This window comes from Alcanivorax sp. 24 (assembly GCF_004360225.1).
In the GTDB taxonomy this organism is placed as follows: domain Bacteria; phylum Pseudomonadota; class Gammaproteobacteria; order Pseudomonadales; family Alcanivoracaceae; genus Alloalcanivorax; species Alloalcanivorax xiamenensis.
This window is the reverse complement of the sequence record NZ_SNUA01000002.1, coordinates 172,542-196,937: the sequence shown is the minus strand read 5'-3', so window position 1 is coordinate 196,937 and position 24,396 is coordinate 172,542. Positions and strand designations below refer to the sequence as shown.

At 53.0% G+C, this 24,396-nt stretch carries 22 protein-coding genes and 1 pseudogene; 6 read left to right on the top strand and 17 right to left on the bottom strand.

The features are described from left to right. Nucleotides 1-64: 64 nt before the first annotated feature. The gene (locus E0L37_RS03430) at nucleotides 65-295 is read right to left on the bottom strand and encodes a helix-turn-helix domain-containing protein (RefSeq protein WP_133490400.1); all 231 of its coding nucleotides are present in this window, start codon (nucleotides 293-295) and stop codon (nucleotides 65-67) included. A 380-nt stretch (nucleotides 296-675) separates the two neighbouring features. Between E0L37_RS03430 and E0L37_RS03425 the strand changes: the two genes are divergently transcribed. Beyond that, on the top strand, nucleotides 676-1,659 hold the full coding sequence (locus E0L37_RS03425; RefSeq protein WP_133490399.1) for a DNA cytosine methyltransferase: 984 nt from the start codon (nucleotides 676-678) through the stop codon (nucleotides 1,657-1,659). 53 nt (nucleotides 1,660-1,712) lie between these two features. Here E0L37_RS03425 and E0L37_RS03420 read toward each other — a convergent pair whose 3' ends face one another. Beyond that, nucleotides 1,713-2,147, bottom strand: a complete 435-nt coding sequence (locus tag E0L37_RS03420; RefSeq protein WP_133490398.1) for a very short patch repair endonuclease — start codon at nucleotides 2,145-2,147, stop codon at nucleotides 1,713-1,715. A 144-nt stretch (nucleotides 2,148-2,291) separates the two neighbouring features. Here E0L37_RS03420 and E0L37_RS03415 point away from each other — a divergent pair, with 144 nt between their 5' ends. From E0L37_RS03415 to E0L37_RS03400, 4 genes are read left to right on the top strand one after another with little or no spacing between them, the layout of a single operon-like run. After that, nucleotides 2,292-3,767 carry an ATP-binding protein gene (locus E0L37_RS03415; RefSeq protein WP_133490397.1) on the top strand — a complete coding sequence of 492 codons (1,476 nt, stop codon included), beginning with the start codon at nucleotides 2,292-2,294 and terminating at the stop codon, nucleotides 3,765-3,767. Then, on the top strand, nucleotides 3,764-6,424 hold the full coding sequence (locus E0L37_RS03410; RefSeq protein WP_133490396.1) for a Z1 domain-containing protein: 2,661 nt from the start codon (nucleotides 3,764-3,766) through the stop codon (nucleotides 6,422-6,424). Before E0L37_RS03415 ends, E0L37_RS03410 begins: the two co-directional genes overlap by 4 nt. Beyond that, nucleotides 6,390-7,388 (top strand): PD-(D/E)XK motif protein, encoded by a 999-nt coding sequence (locus E0L37_RS03405; RefSeq protein WP_240687419.1) that lies wholly within the window; start codon nucleotides 6,390-6,392, stop codon nucleotides 7,386-7,388. The genes E0L37_RS03410 and E0L37_RS03405 overlap by 35 nt, the downstream gene beginning before the upstream one ends. After that, on the top strand, nucleotides 7,389-9,455 hold the full coding sequence (locus E0L37_RS03400) for an AIPR family protein (protein ID WP_133490395.1): 2,067 nt from the start codon (nucleotides 7,389-7,391) through the stop codon (nucleotides 9,453-9,455). 289 nt (nucleotides 9,456-9,744) lie between these two features. Here the strand turns inward: E0L37_RS03400 and E0L37_RS03395 are convergent, their stop codons facing one another. The 6 genes from E0L37_RS03395 to E0L37_RS03370 form a co-directional block, all read right to left on the bottom strand. Continuing rightward, entirely contained in the window at nucleotides 9,745-10,938 is a 1,194-nt protein-coding gene (locus E0L37_RS03395) for a DUF6575 domain-containing protein (RefSeq protein ID WP_133490394.1), read from the bottom strand. Next, on the bottom strand, nucleotides 10,931-11,347 hold the full coding sequence (locus E0L37_RS03390; RefSeq protein ID WP_133490393.1) for a hypothetical protein: 417 nt from the start codon (nucleotides 11,345-11,347) through the stop codon (nucleotides 10,931-10,933). Before E0L37_RS03390 ends, E0L37_RS03395 begins: the two co-directional genes overlap by 8 nt. Before the next feature lie 297 nt (nucleotides 11,348-11,644). Continuing rightward, complete coding sequence (locus E0L37_RS03385; protein ID WP_133490392.1) at nucleotides 11,645-12,289, bottom strand: TetR/AcrR family transcriptional regulator; 645 nt, start codon at nucleotides 12,287-12,289, stop codon at nucleotides 11,645-11,647. A gap of 8 nt (nucleotides 12,290-12,297) precedes the next feature. Then, nucleotides 12,298-12,594, bottom strand: coding sequence for a type II toxin-antitoxin system RelE/ParE family toxin (locus E0L37_RS03380; RefSeq protein ID WP_133490391.1), 297 nt, complete (start codon nucleotides 12,592-12,594; stop codon nucleotides 12,298-12,300). Next, nucleotides 12,594-12,848 (bottom strand): type II toxin-antitoxin system ParD family antitoxin, encoded by a 255-nt coding sequence (locus E0L37_RS03375; RefSeq protein ID WP_133490390.1) that lies wholly within the window; start codon nucleotides 12,846-12,848, stop codon nucleotides 12,594-12,596. Before E0L37_RS03375 ends, E0L37_RS03380 begins: the two co-directional genes overlap by 1 nt. A gap of 111 nt (nucleotides 12,849-12,959) precedes the next feature. Beyond that, nucleotides 12,960-13,379, bottom strand: a complete 420-nt coding sequence (locus E0L37_RS03370) for a helix-turn-helix domain-containing protein (protein WP_205655573.1) — start codon at nucleotides 13,377-13,379, stop codon at nucleotides 12,960-12,962. A 432-nt stretch (nucleotides 13,380-13,811) separates the two neighbouring features. Between E0L37_RS03370 and E0L37_RS03365 the strand changes: the two genes are divergently transcribed. Next, nucleotides 13,812-14,834: a YecA family protein gene (locus E0L37_RS03365; RefSeq protein WP_166642988.1), complete on the top strand. Its 1,023-nt coding sequence runs from the start codon at nucleotides 13,812-13,814 to the stop codon at nucleotides 14,832-14,834. 73 nt (nucleotides 14,835-14,907) lie between these two features. Here E0L37_RS03365 and E0L37_RS03360 read toward each other — a convergent pair whose 3' ends face one another. The 9 genes and pseudogenes from E0L37_RS03360 to guaA form a co-directional block, all read right to left on the bottom strand. Continuing rightward, on the bottom strand, nucleotides 14,908-15,288 hold the full coding sequence (locus E0L37_RS03360; RefSeq protein ID WP_133490388.1) for a type II toxin-antitoxin system VapC family toxin: 381 nt from the start codon (nucleotides 15,286-15,288) through the stop codon (nucleotides 14,908-14,910). Then, on the bottom strand, nucleotides 15,285-15,491 hold the full coding sequence (locus E0L37_RS03355) for an AbrB/MazE/SpoVT family DNA-binding domain-containing protein (RefSeq protein WP_133490387.1): 207 nt from the start codon (nucleotides 15,489-15,491) through the stop codon (nucleotides 15,285-15,287). The genes E0L37_RS03360 and E0L37_RS03355 overlap by 4 nt, the downstream gene beginning before the upstream one ends. Nucleotides 15,492-15,642: 151 nt before the next feature. After that, a complete protein-coding gene (rhuM, locus tag E0L37_RS03350; protein ID WP_205655572.1) occupies nucleotides 15,643-16,635 on the bottom strand; it encodes a RhuM family protein in 993 nt (330 codons plus the stop codon). 221 nt (nucleotides 16,636-16,856) lie between these two features. After that, the gene (locus E0L37_RS21495; RefSeq protein ID WP_166642987.1) at nucleotides 16,857-17,183 is read right to left on the bottom strand and encodes an HNH endonuclease; all 327 of its coding nucleotides are present in this window, start codon (nucleotides 17,181-17,183) and stop codon (nucleotides 16,857-16,859) included. 421 nt (nucleotides 17,184-17,604) lie between these two features. Next, nucleotides 17,605-18,960: pseudogene (locus E0L37_RS03340) on the bottom strand (IS5 family transposase). Nucleotides 18,961-19,083: 123 nt separating this feature from the next. Next, nucleotides 19,084-20,631, bottom strand: a complete 1,548-nt coding sequence (locus E0L37_RS03335; RefSeq protein WP_133490385.1) for a class I SAM-dependent methyltransferase — start codon at nucleotides 20,629-20,631, stop codon at nucleotides 19,084-19,086. Nucleotide 20,632: 1 nt separating this feature from the next. Then, nucleotides 20,633-21,286: a restriction endonuclease gene (locus E0L37_RS03330; protein WP_133490384.1), complete on the bottom strand. Its 654-nt coding sequence runs from the start codon at nucleotides 21,284-21,286 to the stop codon at nucleotides 20,633-20,635. 166 nt (nucleotides 21,287-21,452) lie between these two features. Further along, a complete protein-coding gene (locus E0L37_RS03325) occupies nucleotides 21,453-22,367 on the bottom strand; it encodes a toll/interleukin-1 receptor domain-containing protein (protein ID WP_133490383.1) in 915 nt (304 codons plus the stop codon). Between the two features lie 373 nt (nucleotides 22,368-22,740). Further along, nucleotides 22,741-24,312 carry a glutamine-hydrolyzing GMP synthase gene (guaA, locus tag E0L37_RS03320; protein WP_133490382.1) on the bottom strand — a complete coding sequence of 524 codons (1,572 nt, stop codon included), beginning with the start codon at nucleotides 24,310-24,312 and terminating at the stop codon, nucleotides 22,741-22,743. Nucleotides 24,313-24,396: the final 84 nt, after the last annotated feature.

The following is a 24,396-nucleotide window of genomic DNA, read 5'->3' as shown; positions in this document are numbered from 1 at the left end:
GGTTGTCTCCTGGTGGGTTGGCGGCCGGAAAGCTTGGAGAGAAAGTCTTTGAATTGCATACGAACTAAAGGCCCGCCTCATTGAACAACTGGGCGGCGGAGACATTCAACGCCCTGGCGATACGCAGGATGTTCGCCAGGGAGACGTTGCGCTCTCCCCGCTCCACCGCGCCGATGTAGGTGCGATGAATCCCGACCTCGGTGGCGAAGGCCTCCTGGGAAATACCGGCAACCCGTCTCCGCTCCCGGATCACGGAACCCAGCTTTTTCTGTGCGTCATCAATGTGAGTAGTCATATTTCAAATTGTTCTTATAGATGACTATAAATCTACACACTATAAGTAGCATATCCGGCCACTCTGATCTATGATGACTTTACGTATCATTCAAACTCATGGAGGAAATCATGAAAAAGCGCAAGCCGAACATTGAGATCGGGCACTATCGTGGGAGCCGGTACTGGGGCGTTTGGGTTGATTCTGAGCTGCTTGCGGTGGTTTGTTATCGGAAGGGAGCCCAAGCGATCAAAGCAGCTCTGTTAAAAGCGGCATAGACCGACTGGGTAGACACTACCGTGCACAATGTAAGTGCTCACTTCCGACGCCTATTTAACTGCGAAGAAGACGAGTCGCCCACAAACCTGGTACTATCGGCGCTGACTTTAATGGAAGGAAATATGATTACGTTTGTAGATCTGTTCTGTGGCGGGGGCTTAGGTGGCCGGGGGGCGGTAGCGGCTGGTGCCAAACCCATTCTGGCGGTCGATGCTTGGAATATCGCAACAGATACTTATAAAAGCAACTTCCCCGAAGCGGAGGTGATTTGCTCCCCGATCGAGGCATTAGACCCGTGGGCAATGGCCAAAAAACACCACCCTGATGTCTTGCTAACGTCCCCTGAATGCACTTCTCACTCGATCGCGCGCGGAGCAAAACCTGGGTGCGAGCGAAGCAAGGAAACCGCCATTGGCATCATCCCCTGGATCGAGGCGATGGAGCCACGCTGGCTCATCGTGGAAAACGTCAACCGTATGAAAAAGTGGGGGCGTCATAACGAATTAGTAAGCTCCATCGAATCATATGGCTATACCGTTAATGACCTGTTTCTAAATGCGGCTGACTTCGGTGCACCCCAATCCAGGAGACGCATGTTCTTGGTCTGCGACCGAAAAGGCTCTGTTATTACCCAGGAAGGCCTAATTTCTCTACACAAAAGGGCCTCCAAAACCGCCCGATCTATTATCGACTGGTCCGGCAAATATCAAAGCCGGCCGCTCTACACTTCAAATAGAGCCAAAGCCACCATCGAACGAGCCGAAAGGGCCATAAGCGAGATCGGAAGAAAAAAGGACTTTATCATAGTCTATTATGGTTCTGATTATGCGGGTGGATGGCAATCACTTGATTCTCCCCTTCGCACAGTGACTACTTTGGATCGCTTTGGCCTTGTGACTTGGAGGGGGGACACGCCCTATCTACGAATGCTGCAACCGCCCGAACTACTTAAGGCCATGGGAGCAGGCTCCAATCATAAGCTACCGCACGGAAGCAGACGAGATAAAGTCAAGCTATGCGGAAATGGGGTTTGCTCCCCTGTTATGGAAATGATTTTCAAAAAAATAACGTTAGTTGAAAGCCAAGAAATGGGATTGGCCTGCTAAAAGGCATGTTTAAAAAACTCAAGAAGAGAGTCTTAATTTTTACTAAAATATAATCAACCAACAACGAGCTTAGCATCATCGCCATGCAGCCACTCTTCAACAATACCGGCAGATTTTTCAATGGACTTCTTCAACGAGCACTCCCAGACGATAGCGACACGCCAGCCAAGCTCGACTAGCATTTGCGTATGGCGCGCGTCTCGGTTTATATTTCCCTGAAACTTCTTTTTCCAAAAATTGCTATTGGTTTTGGGTGTCGTTGTGTATCGGCATCCCTTATGCCTGTGCCAAAAACAGCCATGAACGAATACCACAGCCCGGTATTTCGGCAACACAATGTCAGGACTGCCTGGCAGGGATTTCACATGAATTCGATACCGGAAGCCCCTCGCAAAAAGGCAGGAACGGAGGGAGCGCTCAGGCCATGTGTCCTTTGCACGAATACCCGACATCATGCGACTGCGTTGAGGAGTCGTTGGAACTCGCATAATTACAAATCATCTAAGGCGATGGCGTACGAAGATTAGTGGCTGAGTGAGCTGAAGAAAAGCAAAAAGCTCGGCACGGCGCTCAGGACTCAATGGTTACTCAGCGCCGCGCTGGGATGCAAGTAGGGAAGGGGAGAAATAATAATGGCACGCAACCTTACGCACCCACCAAGCGCTGCCTCTCTGGTAGCGTCGATGCGCGACCTTGGATATTCGCTTGAAACCGCGATTGCTGACCTTATCGACAACAGCATATCCGCCGGCGCAGATACCATCGATATAGTCTGCAATGCTGCCGAAGCACAGCCGCTGGTGCTCATCCTTGACAATGGCAGTGGCATGACGGGTGAAGAGTTGTTAAGCGCGATGCGCCACGGGACAGTGAGCCCAAGGAAAGTACGTCCGCCTAGGGATTTGGGGCGATTTGGCCTTGGCCTCAAGACCGCTTCATTCTCTCAGTGCCGGTCACTCACAGTGGTTAGCAAGAGAAATGGGGTTCTCTGCGGGGCTGAATGGAATCTTGACCATATCGATGCTGCTGACGAATGGGTCCTTTCCATTCTGGACGAAGCAGATATCCAGACGTTGCCATACGTTGAGCGACTTGAGGGTAATGGTACCGCCGTCATCTGGCGGGAACTTGACCGGCTTGGGGAGGACGAGACAGGCAACCGTCGAGATGAGGTTATCAGTGAGAAGTTGGATGTTCTGGACCAGCATCTTGCACTCGTCTTTCATCGGTTCCTGGCAGGCGAGATCAAGGAACACCCGCAAATCACCATTACCGTCAACGGCCATGCTATCACTGCTTTCGACCCTTTCTGCAGAAGAAATCCAGCCACACAAGTTTTGCCGGAAGAAGTTGTGTATATCGGTGACATTCCTGTTCGTCTGCAGCCATATGTGTTGCCACATCACTCAAGGCTAACAGCGGGAGAGTATGACTTTTACCAGAATCGGAGTGAGTTTATATCAAACCAGGGCGCATATATTTATCGAAATGGCCGCCTTATGGCCTGGGGCGACTGGTTCCGGCTCATTCCCAAAGGAGAGGCTACTAAACTCGCACGGGTACAGATCGACTTTCCCAATAGTTTGGATGAATCCTGGACCATAGATATCAAAAAATCGCGCGCAAGGCCTCCCCGTGCAGTGCGCGAACGGCTTCGCCAGATCATTTCACAGGTTACGGGACGCAGCACAACCGTACATCGCGGCCGTGGGCAGCGCCTCTTCCAGGATGTTGCGGCTCCAGTATGGGAAAGGTATGCCGACCATGGCGGAATCCGGTATTCCATAAACGGTACCCATCCACTGATTCAACAACTGTTGGAGCGGCTTGATCGGGACGGGAAGCAAAGTCTGAATGTCTTGCTGGATTCGGTCTCCGCATCATTGCCTGTTGAAATGATCTACTCTGATTATTCAACTCATCCTCAAGAAGTGAACCAATTGCCTGCGGACGGCAATGTCATTGAGAGACTTCGTGCACTACGTGCGGCGCTGTGGGGGGAAACAACAGGGGATGCGGAGCTCTTCCGTGAAGTTATAAGATCGACAAGGCTGTTTGAGCGACACATGGATATCGTTAACCAATATATCGACCAGGATTTTGCATGACTACCACCCAAAACGACAAGGAAAAGGGAATCATTGCGGCGCTAATCACGGCTTTCGGAGATCGTGAGGATCCGCCATCACGAACGGAAATACAGGACAAGGCGAAGGAGATCGCTCCTATCCTCGGATACCATGGGGACCTAAATGACGTTATCGTAACGGCGGAGACCATCATTCCGTCCCGCATGAACGCGGGAGTGTCACTCGTAGATATTGAAGCGGCACATGATGAGGACTGGATACGTAAGCGCGAGATCAGTAGCACCTATGCAGATGCTTATGCAGATTATTTACGGAGTGAAAACTGGCATCCGACAATTATTAACACGCTGCTGAACGACGACGGTGCAAAAATTCTTGGACTTCTCCAAGACCCGACAAGTGAGGGCACATGGAACCGTCGCGGATTGGTCATTGGGCATGTCCAGTCGGGCAAGACGGCCAACTATATGGGTGTCATCGCGAAAGCGGCTGATGCGGGATATAGATTCATCATTGTTATCGCGGGTATTCACAACAATCTGAGAAAACAAACCCAGGAGCGCATCGATGAAGGTTTCATTGGCCGGTCAAGCGATCCATCCAACAGGGTCAATATAGGTGTCGGCCTGAATACGGGGTACCCCCACCCCGCGACGCTCACAAATATCAATGATGACTTTAACGAAAACACTGCTGCCAGAATGGGGTGGCAGCTTAACGACTTTAGCAAGCCTATAATTCTTGTCATTAAGAAAAACGTTCGTACTCTCGATGCGCTCCACAAATGGCTGAAAGCTATGAATGCCCAGGGCGATGGACGCATCTCGGATGTGCCGATGCTCATGATCGACGACGAGGCGGACAACGCTTCGATTAATACCAACAAAGACGACATTAATCCCACGAGAACCAACGCTGCGATTCGCACCATCCTCGGCCTGTTTACGAAGTCCTGCTATGTTGGCTACACGGCCACACCTTTCGCAAACATCTTTATCAATCCGGATGCATACGATCCAGAGGCGCGTGAAGAATTGTTTCCCAAAGATTTCATCTTTTCACTCGACGCGCCATCAACTTATTTCGGCCCTGACAAGGTCTTTCTAGACGTAGCAACTAGCGGCGTCGTTCTCGGTCGCATCGACGACTGCGAAGAATACCTCCCTTTTTCACATAAGAATGGTACCCCGGTAACGGAACTGCCTCCCAGCCTCTACAGGGCACTGAATCAATTCATTGTGGCGCGCGCCATCCGTAATCTGCGCGGGCAGGCGCGAAAGCATTGCTCCATGCTGATAAACGTGTCGCGTTTCGTATCCGTCCAGAAGGAAGTGAAAGGCTTCATCAGCCTGCGTGTGGAGAAGTTACACGAGGCGGTGAAAGCAAACTACATGATGACGGAAGAGGTTTCAGCGAAGAATTACTATATGGCGGGATTGAGGGCGGCATTCGATGGCGAGTATGCTGGAAGCGGCTATTCTTGGGAAGAAGTAAAGAAAGCCCTTCTGGAAGTGTTCGAGCATCTACGAACTTATGTGGTGAACAGCAAGAGCGAAGAGGTGCTAAATTACCGGAAATACGAACGGGATGGCATCGGCCTTACGGCCATCGCAATTGGGGGTCTAAGTTTGTCGCGCGGCCTTACGATAGAGGGACTGACGATCAGCTATATGTACCGCAACACGCGAATGTACGACACTCTAATGCAGATGGGCCGTTGGTTTGGGTATCGGCCTGGCTTCGAAGATATCTGCCGTGTTTACCTGCCGGAAGGATCCATCAACTGGTACTCGCATATCGCTCGCGCGTCCGAAGAACTCCGACAACAGATCAGGCGGATGCGCAAAGTCGGGTTGAGCCCCAAAGACTTTGGTCTTTATGTTCAGTCGCACCCTGATAGCCTTCTGGTCACAGCTGCCAACAAGATGCGCGGCGGTGAAAGGGTGACGCTTAACCAGAACTTCACTGGAAAACTGGTCGAGAGTACGCTGCTCCCTCTTGACACGAGGATCAATGCCGAGAACGAATTTCTAATTGAGGAATATTGGCGCAAACAGTTTGGTGGCGTGATTCAAGATACCAGCCAGAAGAGTTGGTTTATTCCTGACGTTGATGTCGAGATAATTGAAGAATTCTTGACACGTTTCAAGTCGCACAAGGATGCGATTCTCCCAAAATCGTGGGCCGTTGAATATCTGCAGGCAATTGCGGGGCAGTTTCCCAAAGGAGACGTTCTCTTGATCTCAAAAGGTCGCGACGAGGAGAGCAACTTTCGCCTCGGCGTGCAATACCGAACAGCGAAAGATGCGACTTCTGACGGTTGGCGCCTGTCGGGATACCGTCTAGCCAGTCGAGGTGACGAGAAGCTCGGTCTCAATGAGGAGCAATTGAGCCAAGCTGAAGCACTGGCTGCCGAAGATGAGAAAAGCAAGAGCAAAAAGCCATCTGATTTCCACTATCGGGTCGTTCGAAATAAGCCTCTTTTGATGCTGCATGTCCTTGAGCCAACTGAAAATTCTGATTTCGCGGGATGCCGGGTTCCCGCATGGGGCATAAGCTATCCGGATGGTCTCTACCGCACACAGATCGAGGTGGTCGCAAACCGGGTCTGGGTCGAAAAGATGTATGGCGCATTGGACGATGATCCTGACGCTGAGGATGACTATGATGAATAGGAGCACGCCATGGGAGCAAATCGCCGAACCTAGTACAGACTATAATGTTAAGCGCGTGGCGGACACGACGGGAATACCGTTCTACTGGGGCAAAGATACAACGGGCCGGTGTCTTCTTATCATTGAGCTGGAGGGAGACCACACCTATCAATATCGTCGTGACGTCACTCATCTGAATGGAATTAGTGTCGATCTTCGCAAGGGGGAGAACGAAAGCCAGCAACGCTTGATTCTCACACTTGAGCGACATATCGATAGCGACCTTTTTCTCGGACTTTGTGAAACGTTAATCTCCAGTCTGGCGTCTGTAACGGATTCCGCCGTCGCGCTGTCCGTTACCTTTCAACACCTGAAGCGGTGGAAGGCTTTTCTCGCGGGGAAGAAGGCGAGACTACTGACAAACGAGGAAATTCGAGGCCTTTTTGCCGAACTCCATGTTCTTCGCCAGCTTTACCTGCGGCGGCTAACGCAGGATGAGGCTATAGATGCGTGGTGCGGAGCCGACGGCGCACATCAGGATTTCATCTTCGGCAATATTGCCATAGAAGTTAAGTCTCTTTCCGGTCGCGAAAGGAACAGTGTTCGAATATCTTCCGAGGATCAACTCGAAGCACTGGTGGACAGCCTGTTTCTTATGACCGTGCGCCTGATAGAAACGCCGGATTCGGAAACCGCGCGTTCGCTGAACGACATGGTTGCATTGATTGAGCAGGAACTTGTCACCGCCGAAGCTATTGAAAAGTTCTCCGGAAAGATTGCGGCTTGTGGGTATGCTGAGCTCGCGGACTATGACAGACCCCGCTTTACTGTGGGTAGCACTGACGGATACACAGTTACAGACCAGTTCCCAAGAATTATCCGGTCCCGGCTATTGCAAGGACTTTTTCATGTGACCTATGAAATTCAGTTGGAAGCCATTGCTCCATTCGTCTGCGAAGAGAATGAAATATTCGGGAGGGTTTGATTGGACGCAACAATTACTGAATTCTATCACGACTTCCGCCAGGAACTTCTAGCCGGCGCGGAGGCAAGTCGCAGTTTTCAGCTTTCCGAGTTCATGGAGACCGTCGCGAATGAACTCGTTGAAACCGGAGTCACGGAAGGCTTCGAGTTCTGCCATTTCCGTGCTCAACGCGGGATGAGGGTGGATGGATTTTGGTTTGACGATGAAGGTGTTTTGGATCTTTTTGTTGCCGACTTTGAGTCCCGAACTGAGCTGACATCTCTGACCAAAACAGATGTTGATGCTGCATTCAAGCGAGTTACCAATTTCTTTGAGGCGAGCGTTAGTAAGGGATTGGCAGGCGAGCTCGAACTCACTTCGCCCGAATATGGGCTTGCGAGGCAAATTGCCGATCGAAAGGGAGCAATTCGTCGACTCAGGCTCTTTATCTTTTCCGAGCGCTCCTTGAGTGAAAGGATCAGAGAACTTCCTGACACGGAGGTGGCGGGCATTCCTGTTAGCCATCAGATCTGGGATATCTCGCGCCTTCATCGTCAGAGGAGCTCACGCAGCCACAAGGAGCCCCTCGATCTCGATTTCGAGCAGATGTTTGGGGCCGCCATCTCCTGTCTGCCGGCTCACTTGGGAGCTGAAGCTTACCAGTCCTACCTGATTGTCATGCCAGCCGAAGTTCTCGCATCTCTCTATGAAAAGTTCGGAGCGAGACTGCTCGAACAGAATGTAAGGACCTTCCTCCAGGCTCGTGGCAATGTCAACAAGGGTATAAGGGCCACTATACTGAATGAACCGGCAATGTTCTTTGCCTACAATAACGGCATCACGGCAACCGCGCAGGGTGTTGATACAAAGATAACGGATTCCGGCCTTGCAATAACTAGAGTCATCGATCTCCAGATAGTCAATGGTGGCCAAACAACGGCCTCGCTGTTCCATACGCGGAGACGAGATAAAGCTGATCTGTCCAGGATATTTGTTCAGATGAAGTTATCCGTCATCGATAGTCGGGACAGCGAATCTGTTGTCCCGAGAATCTCCGAGTATGCAAATACCCAAAACCGAGTGAATGCAGCCGACTTCTTTTCTAATCACCCGTTCCATGTGCGGATGGAAGGGTTTTCGAGACGTATTTGGGCACCGGCTCAGGAAGGAGCGCAGCGTGAAACAAAGTGGTTCTACGAGCGAGCACGCGGCCAATATGCAGATGAGCAATCAAAGCTTACGCCTGGCGAGAGGCGTCGTTTCAAAGCGGAACATCCCAAGCAGCAGATGTTCACTAAAACAGACCTAGCCAAGTTCGAAAATGTTTGGGATGATCACCCGAGACATGTCAATCTAGGTGCGCAAAAGAACTTCGCTCAATATGCCCGCCGCATCGGAAAAGAGTGGGATAAAGCGCCAGAAATCTTTAATGAATTTTATTTTAAGCGCGCCGTCGCCCGCGCTTTAATATACCGAACGACTGAACGGCTCGTTTCATCTCAGCCTTGGTACAATGGCGGATATCGCGCCAATATTGTGGTCTACACATTGGCTGTTCTTGGCGAAATTGCAAAGCGCAGGAAATTATATTTTGACTTTCTTAGTATATGGAAAAAACAGGATATCAGCCCCATCCTAAAAGAAGCAATTTCGATTATAGCTTATGCGATCAAAGAAGACATCACTAACCCCCCAAGTGGCATTTCAAACGTTTCCGAGTGGTGCAAGAAGGAGGGTTGCTGGGACCGAATAAAACTTCGGATAGATGAAATTGAGGCAGGCCTTCACGCCGATTTTTATTCCCACCTAATTGCTTCCGACGACCATTCCTCAGAGGCCCGAGAGGCCAAACAGATTCAAAGGATTGACGATGGAATCGAGGCCCAACGGCAGGTAATTAGCATCACCCCAAAAAGATGGTCTTACCTTCGCCAAGCTCTTATCGAAAAAGACGTTCTCACAAAGAAGGAGGCCGATATTCTAAACGTCGCAGCGCAGATTCCCAAAAAAATCCCAACCGAAAAACAATGCATGATTTTACTTGAAATCGTCGAAAAGGCAAGACTAGAAGGCATTGTCATAAATTAGCGCAGCAATCGACACGAGCACTATAATCCCCCTCCCAACACCAGCGCTTAAATGCTTGCCATCTCCAGAAATCTTCTAAAATTAAAACTTCACGCATCCCCACATTTACAACATTTAAAGCCACAGCTCAGTAAGCTGAGCATTTTTCGCTCAATCATCGCCAGCTTTTGAACCGGCCCCAGTTTCGCTAACGCCCATCTTACTGGCCCGGACGAGTTGAGCTAGCTTAGTTGGTAAAGCGTGTAAAACAAACTCCAATCTAGTGGAGCGTAACTGGGTCCGCGTACAGCTACTTGTCAGCTGGTTCCAACGCAACAAGCGCCCACTTTGTATATTCGGCGCCAGATGAAAAATTTGTTTCGACAATCTTTTTTAGAGTTACGCTATATATTCCATTGATTTCTGAATGTCTTGCCGCTTCTAACGACTCATCCAGAATCTTTCCGCTATAATCCTCGTTATCGCTTAAATGACGCACTCGATATCGTTTAGTCTTGACGTCCAAGCCTAACAACTCAGCCCTAAAGGTTATTGATTCAGACATATCAATATCTATCTTGCTAACCAGATCAAACGCCTTTTTTATCTCCTTTTTCGATAGCAACAGAACACGACCACGTTCGCTATTAGGTGAACCCCAATGCAGCTTCATAGGAGAATCAAGTTTCGAAACTTCCCTTAGGAAAGAACGATATTTAGATGCAACCCTGCCCTTTAAATTATGAAGTTTGTTGCTTATATTATCTTCATTGTCCCTAGACTCAATCAGGTTTGTTAATTCCAGAAGAACATCAGATGCCAATGAGCTATGAAACAAATCAGACGTCGATTTTGATTTTAGCTGTAGCCCAAACGAACCCTCGAAAATTTGAGTGGCTCTAAACTTTGTTGCTTCTAGGACATCAGCAGGAATCGCGCCCTTTAGAGTGATGTCGCCCTTGCAATATTGACCAAGCGCATTGGCTAGCTCTTGAAACGAAGTAAGTATGCCGCCCAAATTTCTTGCGTCAATCTCAGGAAGCTTGGTATCCCAAGGATAAAAGTGTAGGTTATATGTTTCTCTTCTTGATCCGCTTGCCGCAAGATCAGCATCAACAAAACCCAATCCGAGATGGACGCTTTCATTTGATTCCAGATAGACACCTTCATCTGGCAAGTCTTCTAAATGAATTTGCTCTGGGAATATATGGTGCACAGTGGACTCACCAGCAAAATTCGATTCCACTTCAAAAAGGTACCCATCTTCCGGAGAAAGGAGAGCTTCTCTAAGCACAACCCCTTTATTTACGATGGTGGAGAATCTATCTTCTGATACAGGCAGGTACAACCACTTAAAACTCTCGTAATCATCGAACACAGATAATACTAGAAATCTTGCGCCAGACTTATTTATACATGAGAAAATTCGCGGAATATCATAAAACTGGAAGACAGTCTCGACACGCAGATTTCCTAGTATTGTTTTCTTAGGAAGATTAAGCATGAGCCACCCTCAAGTTATCCATTGGCATAAATATTTCAGCCAAGTCCTGGGCGCTAATAAGTGGCCACAATGTCTTGTGGTTATAATTGTTTTTCGATGGAGTGGGCGCAATCACACCAGACTCCGAACCCAATTCGGCGATGCAAAGCTTCTTTTTCTTCAGCGCAGGAACCAATGATATAGCCGTTTTACAATCTTCCTCCGACGTATAGACTGACAACCCCCTAGCCTGACAGGCCTTCTTACCCCAATTCTCTCCTGGCTTTAGGTCATAGTAAGACAGAAAGTCCTTTTGCTTAGGGTTTGTTCTATTGGTGAATCTATATACCACACCGGATGTTTTTTTCGCATCATCCGGCGGACACTTTTCAGGATAATGATCTGGCCACATTGAGACTTTTTCTTCCATATCAAATTAGTTCCTATACGACATAGCGGAGCCGCCAAACCAGCTAACAGGTATTAGGGCGCCGACACGAATACCCAACGAACGCTCCGGTGCCGTATCCTTTTTCTTGATTTCCCCTAGTACAGAATAAGACCAGAAAACATCCCCACTGACAAACACTTCAAACCACCCTTATCCTGGCATCTTAGCCAAACAAATCCGCAACACCCAAGCGCCAACGGCTTTTTAAGTAAGCCCTTACTAATTAGCCAAACCAGATAATTCGCAGGTCAGCCACCCTTGCTCCGGCAAAGCTGGCTAACCACCCTCCCCCGGCAATGACAGCTTGGCAATCCGCCCAGCCTCCCCCGCCGGCACCCCCAACGCCTGCAACACCATCTCCGCGGCAATCCGGTCGGCGTGTTCCACCTCCCCGTCTTCCACGAGAAGGTTCATGGCGCCCAGGGTGGCGGAGATGACCATGCTCATGGCCATTTCTTCGTGGGCGTAGTGGAAGTCGCCTTGGCGGCGGCCGGCTTGGAGGTCGGCGCGGAGGTAGCTGGCGAGGGCGGAGCGCATGCCTTCGGCGTAGCGGACCACGGTGATCAGGGCGCGGGTCCAGTCCGGGTCGGTGCGGGCTTTGTTCATGAAGGTGCGCACGGCGATGCTGAGGCGTTCGGCGCCGCTGTCGACGGCTTCGCTGACGGTGAGGATCTGTTCGGAGAGTTGGACGGCGAGTTCCAGGCCCACGGCTTCGAGGACTTGTTCGCGGGAGCGGAAGTAGTTGTAGACGGTGCCGTTGGAGACGCCGGCTTCGTCGGCGAGGGTGTTGAGGGCCAGGTCGCCGAGGCCGGCGCGGGCGTGGATGCGCAGGGCGATGTCCAGCCGTTGTGTCGGCTGTACGGCCCGCAGAGACGTCCACGCGTGGGACCGAGAGCCACTCGGAGCGGCACCGGGGAGCACGTACTCGCTTAATCCAAAAGCCTTTCCGGTGCATCCATGTACTCATGCAGCACACGAACCACTAGCACCTTCTCTTCCAGCACTCGATAGAACACAGCGTGATGCTCAACCTGCAATCGGCGATACCCGGGAAGAACATGGGCGCAGTCGGTCCCGAGCAAGGGGGGCTGAATCAGCGGCATCATGCCCGCCTCCAGCTGATCAAGGTCGTCATCGGCCTGATCCGCGCCCCACTCTCCGCAGGTATACACCCAGATGTCGATAAGGCCGGATTCCGCCTTTGGCGTAAGGCTCGGCGTGCGCACTACTCCGGCGCCTTCACCCGCTTACGGCCAGCCGCCTTGATCGCCGCCCTACCGACGGGCTTGGGCTCGCCGCTTGCTTCGCCGTCAACCAGGGCCTGCCTGAGCGTGGCAAGCCGTTCCTGGGCTTGCTGGTCCTGCCGCATGAGATGGCGAATGTACTCACTGTCATTGCCGAACTGGCCGCTTTCGATCCGGCTCTTTACCCAGCCGTTCTGTTGTTCGGTGAGGGTGATGGTTTTCCGGTGCAGGCTCATAGTGGGTACTCCTGGGCCCAAACAGTATGACAATGTCATACCAAGCCTTTGCGTCGGATCAATGCCGTCTTCCAACCGGTGGCGGCAGGCAGGGTGTTTGTTCCGACACCTTCAAAAGCCTTTGAGCTCGTCCTCATCAGTGGTGGTCTGACCGTCTTCCGCCGGTGCTCCGGATGGTCTCGCCTTTGTTTTCTTGCCGCCGGGTGACCGCACCCGTTGAGGCAACTGCTGCTGCGTCAATTCCAGGCCCAGGGTGTCCTGGTCCAGCGCCATGATCCTGACCATGTCCTCAAGGCGGCCAAGCACGTGCAGGGCGCGCAGGAAGGTGTGCAGGGCCGTGCCGGGATTGCCGTCTTCCATGCGCCGGACCGTGCTCACCGAGGTGTCCATCCGCTGGGCCAGGTTCTGCTGCGTCCAGCGGCGCGTACGGCGGGCCACCGACAGGTCATGGCCGAGCTGGCGCAGTGCCCGCGTCACGGGGTGAGGCATCGCGGTCGAGTTGTTGGAGCCTTTGGGGGCTGAGGGCGTCATCACTAAGCCTTCATGTAAGAGCGCTAAATGCTATCAAGAAATCCTATTTGAGCACTCTAGCGGTAAAAAGCCACTTCCCCAAAAGCATACAACACGCCAAATATAACTACTTAATCTTTGTTATTAATCATATATGATCGCTAATTCCCAGGAATTTGGCGTTTTCGCCCCTCGGCGAACAACCGAGAGCTTCTCCGTCTTTGCTGCCTCGCCGTTATGTGCGCCAAGCCTTCCGCCAATACGCCAGTCCGGCGTCCGGCGTCCGGCGTCCGGCGTCCGGCGGCGATCCAAGTCTATGCGCAACCTTAATTGCGCATAGACTTGATGGCTGCGCATAGGCGTGAAAGCCTTCGGAATCTTCCATCTGGCAGGCTGTTTAGTCGGCCAGCCCCCAAGTATCATCGACACCCGCATTTCGCGCGCGGAGGCGCCATGAGCAATTCATCCACTGGCCGCAACACCCCCTGCCCTTGCGGCAGCGGCAAAAAATTCAAACACTGCTGCCTGGGCCGCGAGGATGCCACGACTTCCAGCCCCGGTGCGCCAGGCCCGGCCCAGGCATTGCGTGAGGCGCTCCAAGGGCAAGAGTTCCATTCACTGGAAGAAGCCCAGTCCTTCGCCAACGAACATATGCGCCGCCATAACCAGCACCCGCTGGATGACTTCGACGGCCTGTCTCCGGAGCAAATGGCCGGGATGCTGGACCGGCCGTTCAGCTCTCCGCGTCTGGTTGTCTTTCCAGAGGTCCTCGACTCACCGCCGAGCGCGCCGATCACGCGGCTTTTCAGTCTGTTGGTGGAGGCCATCGGCGAGCAGGGCCTGAAGCCCACTGCCAAGGGCAACCTGCCCCGCCATTTCTGCCGCGACGCCGCCCTGGCCTACTGGGGCGAGCAAAAGTACCAGGAGGAGACCCGCTTTGGCGGCATCAACCGGGAAGTGGACTTTTCCGATCTGCATGTCACCCGGGTCGTGGCGGAGCTAGCGGGGCTGGTCCGCACCTACAAGGGCAAGTTTATCCTCAGCCGCGACTGTCGCCGCCTGCTGGCCGAGGGCGGCCTGGCGGCGGTGTATCCCAAGCTGTTCAGGGCCTATGCAGAGCAGTTCAATTGGGCCTACCGGGATGGGCATGTGGAGGTGCCTTTTATCCAGCAGGCTTTTTTGTTCACCCTGTATTTGCTCTGGCGCCACGGCGATACCTCACGGCCGCAAACCTTTTATGAAGACGCGTTTTTGCGGGCCTTTCCCATGGTGCTGAATGATGTGCCGCCAAACTCGTTCTCTACCCCCGAGGAAACGCTACGCCGCGCCTATACCTGGCGCACGCTGTTGGATTTCGCGGGCTTTTTCGGGCTGGTCGAGGTGAAGAAGGCCTCCGATGATATTTTGTGTAACGAGTATCGGGTCAAAGCCCTGCCTCTGCTGGGCGACGCCTTGCGGTTCCAGGTTTCGGGGTAGCTCTTCATGGGGAAAAGTCATGGAGGGAAAGCCACGGCGAGGGGGCGACTTGATCGCTGCTATGCGGCCGGTTCTATGTTTTTTTCCTGGCGAGATACCTGACATTCGGCAGGCCCTTGAAGTCACTATCCTGGGTCCATAGTACGGCGGAATGCTTTTGAGACGTGGCGAAGATAATGCTATCCGCCAAGGGCAGCTTATGAAGGACGCCAAATTTAGCGGCATCCATCGCCAGCTCTGAATCCAGCGGGATCACCTTGCCCTGTTTCATGTGGGCCGTAACGATCAGCGCCGCCTCTTCGCCACGCTGGCGGAGCACGTTCTTGAACACTTCCGTGATCGTGATGCTCGGTACCAGCAGCGCGGGAAGATCTTCGATGGGCTCGGCGAACACCATTGAGTTCTTATCGCTGGCGAAATACGACAACCAGGCGGACGAATCAACGACGTTCATACCCGATCTTCTTCCCTGTCGACACTGGTATCAATGCCTTTCAGAAACCCTCTCATTTCCTTCATGGGCTTTAGGGGAATCAACTCAATCCGCCCCTGATAAGACATGATCTGAACTTTCTGCCCGGACACGATGCCCATGGATTCGCGAATTTCCTTGGGGATGACGATCTGGTACTTGGGGGAAACGGTCACGGCGGTCATGGTAGCACCCATCGATAAAGGTTTTGTATTACGATACCCCTATCGATAAGCGCAATCAAGGTGCAGGCGGTAGGCCGTGCTGCGAGCCTGGGCCGTGGGTATCGGCAAACCGGAGCTGCCTGTCTGGTTTCTGGCCGAGGAGGGGCGACGTCTATTCGGTACTCACCTCACCCTCATTGGCCACACTGATCTCATCCGCAATCAGATTCATAACGAGCCGGGCCATCAGATCCTTGGCCTTCGGGTCGCTTTCGGCGATCAGCAGCGTAAGCGCGGTCAAGCCCTGCTCGTTGAGCGTCAGGCGCATGCCTTCCTGGCGCAGGTAGAGCAGGAACAGGAAGGCGCCGGAGCGCTTGTTGCCGTCCGAGAAGGGGTGGTTCTTGATCACGAAATACAACAGGTGCGCGGCGCGTTCCTCGCGGGTGCCGTAGAGGGGCTCGCCGAACATGCTTTGTTCCAGGTTTCCGAGGATAGAGGCCAGGCCATCATCCCGATCCCGGGCAAAAAGGTCGCTCGCTTCTCCCCTATCGTGCAATTCGCCGACCAGGGCATCCAGGGCACGGCGGGCTTCATCCACGCCCAGCACACCGCGGGCCGGGCGGGCCCCGGGAGGCACGCCCAGCGCGCCTTCATCGTAGTCCTGGAGCAAACGCCAGGTGCGCGCATAGCCGAGGATCAGCCCGACCACTTCCTGACCGATGTCGGAGACCAGCTCTTGTCGGGTCAGGGTCTGGCCGAGCAGTTCCACGGCCTGCTCCAGCTCGGCGAGCCCCTGCCGGGCCAAGCGGTGCTTGTTGAGGCTGTAGCCCTGGGTCAGATGTTCGCGGAGGACGCGGGTGGCCCATTGGCGGAAGCGCACGCCCCGCTGGGATTTAACGCGGTAGCCCACGGAAATGATGACATCGAGGTGGTAGTGAGCCGTGTTGTAGGATTTCCCATCGGCGGCAGTTATCCGGAATTTCCGGATAACTGAATCCTCGACCAGCTCACCCTCTTTGAAAACGTTCTTCACATGCTCGTTAATAGTCCGAACGTTCTTATCAAACAGCTCCGCCATCTGCTTCTGGCTGAGCCAGACCGTCTCACCCTCCAGGCGAACCTCCACCGGCCCGGCGCCCTCCTCAAAAATAACGATGTCGCTCACACAACCTCCTTCCCGTAATCATCGGCACTGACCATATTGACAGTGCGCTACACGAAGGTACAACAGGCCGGGTTCGCCATTGATGCCCCGGTGTCCGTAACGGTGGAGGACGGGTGGCTATCGATTGTTCCGGAGCGCCTTCAGTGAGCGTCTGGCCCGGCTTTGCGCCGAGTCTTCTCGCGCCAGCGGGGTATGAAAAGGCAAGACTCGACCCTCATTGCTTACACGTTGGGGTCAACAGGCGCCTTACCCTTCATCACCATTAATCGCGTCAGTCCGTCCCATTCATCAATGACAGCTGGATACTTCCAGGGGTCTTCTATCTCCACTTCTTCAAGCGTCCATTGATTTCGGCCAAACTGACAAGGCCCACATGCCGTTACCAAGTTGCGATCGTCATTCGTGCCGCCCCGACTATAAGGCAATAGATGGTCGATTGAGGCCGCCAATGTTGTAAGTCCGAAATGCTTGTCCTCGTTCGTGGTGCCATCGCGGGCCTCTTGCGGACAAAACTTGGCGAATATTCGGTGTGCGCCCTTTACAATCACACGCGATCCACAAAACCTGCAGCGGTAACCATCTCTTGAGAAAATGGCTCTACTCTGAGCCGCATTTGGCATGCGCGGCCGATCTTTCTTGGGTACGGGAGTAAATGACGGGTTACTCTTTTGGCGGTGTATTACCGGGTTAATGGGGCCGGCAAGGAGGTATGCAAACTCCCTTAGTGGTCGCAGATCAGCCTGGATCAGACATTTCTGGCACGATTCCAGATCCCCGGAGAGCAAGTGGTCCGCCGCTAGCGACAGGAGGTCCGCAGCGATGGAGAACTCGGGGATAGGAGGCAAAAAGCATCGTCGTTTCATGGGCTGAGGTCCACGTCATGTCTTTACATTACGGCCTATCTAGTCGATCCTGAACAAAACGGTCCCACCATTCGTTTCGTCGATGCGAGGCGACGGCGGTGCCTGTTTAGGCTGGCAGTAGCGGGGTTTCGCCGTCCTGCCCATCGTTCCAGCTCATGACAGACGCCAGTATCCAGGCGCAAAAAAGCATCAACCACCGCATCAGCCAACGCAGGTTGTAGCCGGCAGCCGCGAGCACCGCGTTCAACGCGTCTCCGAGCTGGCCTTTCAGATGGCAACGCTGCATCCGGTGTTCCGCTTTCAGATGGCCGATGGTCGGTTCCACCGCTTGTCGTCATTTCAGCCAGCGCCAGTCGCTCGGCGTCAGTGTTTTTCGTTTGCCCTTGTGCAGCACACGGGCACCGTCCAGTTCCCGGCCCCGGTAACCCAGGTCCACGATCAGCGTCTCCGCTTCCACGCCGGTGAGAATGCCGGTTTGTTCCCAGTGTTCCGCCAGGGTATCGCCATCGTACGGATTCCCCGGGAAGCTGAGTGCGCCCACAATCAGCCCACTCTTCGCGGTGATCGCAATGCCGACCTTCACGCCGAACTCGTAGGGCTGCCGGGCTTTGCCTTTGCCGATGCACTCCACTTCCGGGGCGTGCCAGGCGTAGAGCTTGTTCTTGTCTTTCGGCGTCTGACAGTGCAGGCGCTCGGCTTTCTCCAGGGTCGGGGCCAGCCTTTCCAAGGCTTCCGGACTCGCTTTGCGGCCGATGTAACGCCGCAACCGGCCCAGGATTGTGCGTTGCTTGCGCAGCACCCCGCGCATTCGTTTGAACTGCTTCGCGTGCGCGTAACGCCCGGCCTGGATCGCCAGTTTCGGGCCCACCCGGGCGTAGCTTTGCCGCAGAGGAATGGCTTCGTGCTTCGCCGCTTCCACCACCTTCTGGCGAGCCACTTCCAACACCAGACTGTCGGTGGGATACGCCAAGTCCTTTTCTTGAACGGTGCTGTCTACCACCACTCGTTTTAAATCCGAACGGCGTACCGCCTTGAGCCGCTTCGCCGCTTCAATGGTCTGCGCCAGCAGCTCTTCCACACCGGCCTCGCCCAATCGTTGGCGGTAACGGGTCAACGACGACGGGTCGCACGGCAACCGAGTCTGGAAGAACACCTCCCCGCAGAAGTACTGGTAATAGGGGTTCTCCAGCCAGCGGGCGCACACCGCCTCGTCGGACAGATCGTAGGCATGCTTCAAATACAGCAGCCCCAGCACCAACCGCGCGGGGAGCGGACGACGACCCGGGCCCGCCGGCACCAACGGCAACGACTCGCCCACCGAGTCAATCAACGTCTCCCAGGGCATCGCCTGACTGACGCGTACCAGCGGGTGGCTCATATCGATCATTTCATCCAGGCGGGCACGGAACAGATCTCGCTCCTGATTCTCGGTGCCCTCGGCGGGCGAGCGTCGATGTGCCATCGAAAACTCTCTTCGGTATTGCAAGAAAACGAACCATTAAAATACGGTTTCTGGCGATTCCGGATAGCCTATCAGGGCTGGTTCACCCATCAAATCAGCATCTTGGGAATTGTTCAGGGGCGACTATGTACTGCTTGCACGCTTGTATTTCGTAGCCTTCTCGGCAATTCCGAGACTAAGTTGACCATTAGAGTTTCCCGCCTCCCTAGCTTCTACATACTTTATATATTCATCCAGCAACCCTAAACATCTGGCCACTTCTTTTAAGGAAAGGCGCCTTAATATTTCAGCAGTAATTGGTCTTTTCTCTTCCCAAAAAATGCTCGCATCGTAAAAATTTCTGGCTGGCTCAGACATAAGGAGGGAGTGTACAAATTTCGCTTCACTCTCTGTCTTAAATGAGAGAAAATTGACGGTGTCATCGAAGATGACGGGCTTTCCATCAATTGGACCAACCAGACAGAAATTCAGTTTTTTGTATAGCCCTGATATTGCCACTTTCCAAGGAAGGAAAGTGTATTCCCCAACACCAAAGATGGAAAACTTCGGTTTTCCACGGTATATCGAGCTTTTTCTAGAATCTAATCGATCAGCATGGCTCTCGAGATATTTGTATGTTTTAGGCGCCTCAGATTTTATTCTATCTGTATTTTCACCTACAGATCTTTGGGTAACCACTACCCAGCGTCTGCAAATATCTGTTCTTGAGTTACCAATATCAGAACTCTTCAGAAGCGGATAAACGAACGTCGGCTCAATATCTACTTTAGTTTTGAAGCCATTCTCATAAGCGTCATTCTGCTTGGCCAGCTCCATAACTTTCGAGCAATCATGTTTTAGTCCTGAGCGCCAAATATAGACTGAATCTTGCCCCCGGAGAATTCTGTATTTTTCATAGGTCTCAATATCTCTAACAACAAAACCATCCCTTTCCCCAATGATATAGGCTGGGTCAGTTGCCTCGAGACTGTCAAAAACCTCGCAATCCGCATTGCCTATATCGGTTGTAAGGACAAACAAACATGCGTCAACGGCAGCCGAGAAGTATTTCATCGCATCAATTGAATAGATATGCCCAAAGAGACGATGCTCCTTGTTCTGGCGTAACTTGCGCATAATCTTACGCGCGACAGAATACTTACATAGCATTGCCAACGCGCCATCATGCTTTTCCAGCCAGTCAACATGACGAAGCAGCATCCACTCAGATATATCAAAATTACCTGAACCTGTTATAGCCTCAATCCCACGCCGCCCCTGAAAGTTAGCCTTTTCGGGCAGATTTTTGCTATTGATAACGCCTAATTCACTGCTAGTTACCCATGGCGGATTACCGAGAATCAACAGACTCCCTGTATTTTGATTTAGCACTTCTTCCCAATCCAGTAGAAAGAAGTCACCTTGCTGAATAGAAACCCGTTCGGCGTGATTTGGCTCAATTGAAGCTCTAGCATCCGAAACGTACTCTGGATTTACTTCATACGCTACGACTTTCGATTCAGTGAAACTACTTAAAGCAGCTCTCACAAATGCGCCTTTTCCGCAAGTTGGCTCAATTATCAAATCAGGCGAAATGTGATGATTCCTTTTTAGAACGTCAACGACACGCGTAGCTAGGTCGCTTGGAGTTTGAAAATCACCAAACTGCCATTTGTCTAATGTCTTTGCCATATCATCTAATCCTTAGAACGCCATCGACATCACCAGCCTTGTCGATAACCCTTCGATATTGAAGCCTCCACTGCAAAGCATTAGATATAGTTAAATACCCAATCCTGGGCGGATGTTTAAGGATTCTCTCTGCCAGTTCATTTGCACTAATTTCGTCGAGCGGAAGATTTCTTTCGACTAAAAATGCGCTGACATCATCAATATTTCCGTCTCTATTGAGAATCTCTACAAGTCCTTTTGTGGTCTGGTAATCAGCGGTTGCTTCTTTCTCAACAAAAATCGTGTGCTTCATATCCAACCTGCCAGTGCGATTCTCGTGATCGTCATACTTCTCGTAGACAAATACAAGCAGACTGTATCCAAGCCCATAAACCTTTTGAGTGGCCGACTTGAAAGGGCACGACGATTGAGGCTGTTTAATGCTTGTAACCTTTATATCCACGCCCAGACCTGGCAAGTCAATGCCCGATGCAGAGTTGCCTTCTTGATAAGAGTAGTTCTCAGCAAGGTAGGCTGTAAATTTGTGCTCCAGGTATGTTCCGACCGCCTTTCCGTCAGTAACGCCATATAGCGTAGGCTCGTCATACTTAGTCTCAATTTCCGCGAATTTCGCAGCCTCTTTGCCAAGCTGATCAATAGATAATTCTTTCTTCATGTTACCTCTGGTGTGGGTTGTACATAACGCCATGGCTTTGCGGCGCATCGGAGGGCCAGCGAAGGTGCGTCCGCCAACAGCCACTTGTTGGGCGGCAACATGCGCGACGCAGAGCGGCAACCAAGACACTCGAGGATTGCCGTCGCATTCGGTATGGAAAAGAGCATTAGTGGTTCACCAATACTTCGTAGGTGAATGTCACATGCTCTGGAACGTACTCTGCAGCGTTGACCTCGCGCTGTACCTCATCAATGGTAATGACACATAGTGATCCTTGAGGATTTAGGAGGACTACTTTCTGCGCCACACTTGGTGCAACAGCTCGCCCAGGAGTTAGAAAAGACTCGACACTGAGTGGGTCAAAATTTGGACTGGTGATTAGCCCGACAGCCTTGAGGCCGCTATCTTTATAGACGTAAACGCTGTCGTACGAACATCCACTGAAATTTATTTTGAATTCGTACTCCCCGTACCCAACCGTATAGTGAGCATGGTCTTTATATCGAAATGTTACACGATCTTTGAGGGCAGGATTAGCGTAAAGAGCAGGGTCGCGACGAGCATCAATACGTTCAAGACGTGCGGCACGTTTACGAACCAACGACAATGGCACCGCATGAGCCTTATCAGCCGGCAGTCCCTCAATCCATCGCCAGATTTCGTCGATCTGGACCGCCCCGGGAAACTCGTTACTTTCAGGGCTAGAGTTAAAGTCAAAACCCTTTGGATTGTGATCATTAAGCCAGTTAGGCAACTTGCGATCAGGGTTTCGAATGAAGACAACTGACAACCATGTACCCGGCTTTTCCATAAAAGCCCTGCTTATCCATTTTGTCTCAATACCAACCCCCGACTCTGGTTTTTTATTAGCTCGGTCTACATAATTCTCGTCGACAATCAAAAGAACATGAGCAGCTTCGGTAACCTCTCGCATAAACCCGTGCAGACTTGATCCATAGTCAACCGCCTCATCAATTTTTACGGCGTAGCCGATTAGATGGAGTTGGCTAGCAAGCAAGCGAACCCAATCCCGATGGGCCGTTGATGTCCACGCGTAAGAGATAAATAGATCGGCACTCATACATTCATTCCCAGTTTAGGCAGTGAGCCAGAGGCTCACCAGCCTATATTCAAAAGACACTCGACGCCCACGTTAATGTCGTTCATTCTTCTTTGTTTCGATTTCGGCGTCATTCTGCAACCTGAGCTTCCTTTGACGCCCAACAGGAATTAGGACGCCATCTCGAATACCCAATGACCGCGCCAGCGCCATATCCCTTTTCTTGATTTCATACGATTTGAAATAAAAGCAGAAAAATCAGCCGCTTACAAATCCCACCGCAGGCTGCCTCCTGATATCTTCACCAACACTCCCGCCCAAAACACAAAAAGGCCGCCGACGCTCCCGCGCCGGCGGCCTTCCAAGTAAGCCCTTACTACCAGACTAGATCAGATCATTCCCACTCAATCGTGGCCGGCGGCTTGGACGAGATGTCATAGGTCACCCGACTGATCCCCGGGATCTCGTTAATGATCCGGTTGGAGACCTTCTCCAGGAACTCGTAGGGCAAATGCGCCCAGCGGGCGGTCATGAAGTCGATGGTTTCGACGGCGCGCAGCGCCACCACGTATTCGTAGCGGCGGGCGTCGCCGACCACGCCGACGGATTTGACCGGCAGGAAGACGGCGAAGGCCTGGCTGGTTTTGTGGTAGAGGCCGTCGGCTTTGAGTTCTTCGATGAAGATGTGGTCGGCGAGGCGGAGGGTGTCGGCGTAGTCCTTTTTCACTTCGCCGAGGATGCGCACGCCCAGGCCGGGGCCGGGGAAGGGGTGGCGGTAGACCATGTCGTAGGGGAGGCCGAGTTCGAGGCCGATTTTGCGGACTTCGTCTTTGAACAGCTCGCGCAGGGGTTCGACGAGTTTGAGCTTCATGTGCTCGGGGAGGCCGCCCACGTTGTGGTGGGATTTGATCACGTGGGCGCCGCCGGTTTTGGAGGCGGCGGATTCGATCACGTCGGGGTAGATGGTGCCTTGGGCGAGCCAGTTGGCGTTTTTCAGTTTGGCGGCTTCGGCGTCGAAGATGTCGATGAAGGTATTGCCGATGATTTTACGCTTCTTCTCCGGATCGGCTTCGCCGGCCAGGCGGGAGAGGAAGTAGTCTTCGGCGTCGACGCGGATGACGCGGACGCCCATGTGGTCGGCGAACATTTCCATCACCTGGTCGCCTTCCTGGTGGCGCAGCAGGCCGTTGTCGACGAAGACGCAGGTGAGCTGGTCGCCGATGGCTTTGTGCAGCAGCGCGGCGACCACGGAGGAGTCGACGCCCCCGGAGAGGGCAAGGATGACGTCGTCGGTGCCGACCTGTTCCTGGATGGTGGCGATGGCATCGTCGATGATCTTGGCCGGGGTCCAGAGGGCGTCGCAGGCGCAGATTTCGCGGATAAAGCGTTCCAACAGGCGGCCGCCCTGGAGGGTGTGGGTGACTTCCGGGTGGAACTGGATGCCGTAGAAGCGTCTGTCGTCGTTGGCCATGCCGGCGATGGGGCAGCTGTCGGTGGTGGCGGTGACGACGAAGCCGTCAGGGATGGTGCCAACGCGGTCGCCGTGACTCATCCAGACGTCCAGGTATTCATGGCCGGCTTCTTCGTGGTCGACAATGCCGTCGAGCAGGTCGTTGCCGTCGGCTTTGGTGACGCGGGCGTAGCCGAATTCGTGTTTTTCACCGGCGATGACGGCGCCGCCCAGTTGCTCGGCCATGGTTTGCATGCCGTAGCAGATGCCCAGCACCGGCACGCCCTGTTCGAACACCGCTTGCGGGGCGCGGGGGGTCTCGGCGGCGGTGACGGATTCCGGGCCGCCGGAGAGGATGATGCCTTTGGGGTCGAATTCGGCGATCTCTTCGGCGCTGATGTCGAAGGCACGGATTTCACAGTAGACGCCGATTTCGCGCACGCGGCGGGCGATCAGCTGGGTGTACTGGGAGCCGAAGTCGAGGATCAGGATGCGCTGGGCGTGGATGTCTTGCATGGTTTAAATTCCGCTGGACGCCGGACGCTGGACGCCGGACGCCGGTTGAGTAAACACTGGACGCCAGACGCTGGAGGCTGGACG

Bases quoted from the DNA above. Each gene is read 5' to 3' on its own strand.
- E0L37_RS03325 (WP_133490383.1), bottom strand. From the start codon at position 22,367: ATGAGTGCCGATCTATTTATCTCTTACGCGTGGACATCAACGGCCCAT.
- E0L37_RS03420 (WP_133490398.1), bottom strand. From the start codon at position 2,147: ATGCGAGTTCCAACGACTCCTCAACGCAGTCGCATGATGTCGGGTATT.
- guaA (WP_133490382.1), bottom strand. From the start codon at position 24,312: ATGCAAGACATCCACGCCCAGCGCATCCTGATCCTCGACTTCGGCTCC.
- E0L37_RS03375 (WP_133490390.1), bottom strand. From the start codon at position 12,848: ATGAGCCTGCACCGGAAAACCATCACCCTCACCGAACAACAGAACGGC.
- E0L37_RS03390 (WP_133490393.1), bottom strand. From the start codon at position 11,347: ATGGAAGAAAAAGTCTCAATGTGGCCAGATCATTATCCTGAAAAGTGT.
- E0L37_RS03405 (WP_240687419.1), top strand. From the start codon at position 6,390: ATGATCCTGACGCTGAGGATGACTATGATGAATAGGAGCACGCCATGG.
- E0L37_RS03425 (WP_133490399.1), top strand. From the start codon at position 676: ATGATTACGTTTGTAGATCTGTTCTGTGGCGGGGGCTTAGGTGGCCGG.
- E0L37_RS03335 (WP_133490385.1), bottom strand. From the start codon at position 20,631: ATGGCAAAGACATTAGACAAATGGCAGTTTGGTGATTTTCAAACTCCA.
- E0L37_RS03430 (WP_133490400.1), bottom strand. From the start codon at position 295: ATGACTACTCACATTGATGACGCACAGAAAAAGCTGGGTTCCGTGATC.
- E0L37_RS03360 (WP_133490388.1), bottom strand. From the start codon at position 15,288: ATGAACGTCGTTGATTCGTCCGCCTGGTTGTCGTATTTCGCCAGCGAT.
- E0L37_RS03415 (WP_133490397.1), top strand. From the start codon at position 2,292: ATGGCACGCAACCTTACGCACCCACCAAGCGCTGCCTCTCTGGTAGCG.
- E0L37_RS03365 (WP_166642988.1), top strand. From the start codon at position 13,812: ATGAGCAATTCATCCACTGGCCGCAACACCCCCTGCCCTTGCGGCAGC.
- E0L37_RS03410 (WP_133490396.1), top strand. From the start codon at position 3,764: ATGACTACCACCCAAAACGACAAGGAAAAGGGAATCATTGCGGCGCTA.
- E0L37_RS03370 (WP_205655573.1), bottom strand. From the start codon at position 13,379: ATGACGCCCTCAGCCCCCAAAGGCTCCAACAACTCGACCGCGATGCCT.
- E0L37_RS03395 (WP_133490394.1), bottom strand. From the start codon at position 10,938: ATGCTTAATCTTCCTAAGAAAACAATACTAGGAAATCTGCGTGTCGAG.
- E0L37_RS03355 (WP_133490387.1), bottom strand. From the start codon at position 15,491: ATGACCGCCGTGACCGTTTCCCCCAAGTACCAGATCGTCATCCCCAAG.
- E0L37_RS03330 (WP_133490384.1), bottom strand. From the start codon at position 21,286: ATGAAGAAAGAATTATCTATTGATCAGCTTGGCAAAGAGGCTGCGAAA.